This window comes from Arthrobacter sp. TMT4-20, assembly GCF_054510775.1.
The window spans coordinates 1-1,279 of sequence record NZ_JBTNDW010000041.1 but is presented as its reverse complement, the minus strand read 5'-3'; the positions used below and the strand labels follow the sequence as shown (position 1 = coordinate 1,279).

The 1,279-nt window shown below is 56.0% G+C and carries 2 protein-coding genes; one reads left to right on the top strand and one right to left on the bottom strand.

Annotation, left to right across the window (positions count from 1 at the left end):
* The first annotated feature begins 700 nt into the window (after positions 1-700).
* The gene (locus ACX80Z_RS15950) at positions 701-1,063 is read left to right on the top strand and encodes a hypothetical protein (protein WP_459316578.1); all 363 of its coding nucleotides are present in this window, start codon (positions 701-703) and stop codon (positions 1,061-1,063) included.
* Between the two features lie 8 nt (positions 1,064-1,071).
* Here ACX80Z_RS15950 and ACX80Z_RS15945 read toward each other — a convergent pair.
* On the bottom strand, positions 1,072-1,279 hold a 208-nt coding region (locus ACX80Z_RS15945), incomplete at its 5' end, for an integrase core domain-containing protein (RefSeq protein ID WP_459316577.1).

Genomic DNA, 1,279 nt, shown 5'->3' with positions numbered 1-1,279 from the left:
TGACCTGATCAGGGGTATGTCTACGTGCCATATCGGTGAATTTCCTCCTGCACCCATTATCGGATGCGAAACTCACATAATCACTGGACTCCTACCCGGGGACCCAACCAGAGGACAATGTACTCTGACATCGCCTCGTACATTTTGCGGAGACTTGAGGTCCAGCCAAGTGAACCCGACACCCGTCCATCCCCCAAAATGAAGAAGGGCTCGTCAATGTGTGATTCAAGAACAGGAGGCTTGAAGAAAGTGTGAACGTAGCGGACCTCTTTGCCCTCCCGTGTCCACAGGTCGTCACGGGTGCTGGCCCCCGCCGCGCCTAACCCAAGAAAACGGTGGTCAGATCTACGAACACCGGGGACACCTTGTTCTGTTCTGGTTGGATTCTTCGGACCTTTAAGGACGCGCCCTGCATGCATCAACTCTGCGGGCACCAGCCTCAAGAAAGCATTGATCGATTCAAAGACCTCGGGGGAGCCACTTGTCTCCCACAGGTCAAGACCAGCGCCGTTCTTTTGGACCCAGGACCGCCAGGATTCATCGGCCGCGACCTGGGACCTCTTGGCTGATAGTTGATTAAGAAAATCGTTCACATCTCTCCTAGGCTTTTCTCAACAACCTACCTTGGCGGAGTAGCGCTGCGAAGGTTCCCTGGAGCTTTTCCACCAACTGGGAAGAGTAAGGCCCCCTTACCGCACACATGACTGACATGACCTCTCTCGCGAACACCTCCGCCGACACCCCGACCTTCCTTATAACCATCGAACTCACGTACCGCCCGTACCGGATTCCGCCGCGTTGCCGTAACGCCCGCCAGGTCCCCGATACTGAGTTGCGCTACGTGAGAATCCCGATCGTCACCCTGGAACAGGCCCCAGTGGCGGTGCGTATCCCTAGCCAACGCTACTCGGAGGTCGAGGACTCATCCCAAGACGTGGTTTTGAGAGCCTGGAACGGCAACTTGTTAGAGCCGCTCTTTGAGAAACGGTGGGATGACAACAGCCCAGTCGTTATCGCAGGATCCGATTTGAGCTGCTGCGGTGATTTCGGACAGCGGATTTGATGGTTTTCTTATGCTGCCATGGCTGGCTGTTGGTAACTGTAATGGACGTCGTTGGGTCGACGGTAGCCGAGGGCTGAGTGCCGGCGGCGGCTGTTGTAGAAGCCTTCGATATAGCGGATGACGTCTCGTTTTGCTTGTAGTTTGGTGGCGTAAACGGTCCGGTGGACCCGCTCGTTTTTCAGTGCGCCGAAGAAGCTCTCGGCCAGGCTGTTATCC

Coding starts and splice junctions, on each gene's coding strand:
- ACX80Z_RS15950 (WP_459316578.1), top strand. CDS start 701: ATGACTGACATGACCTCTCTCGCGAACACCTCCGCCGACACCCCGACC.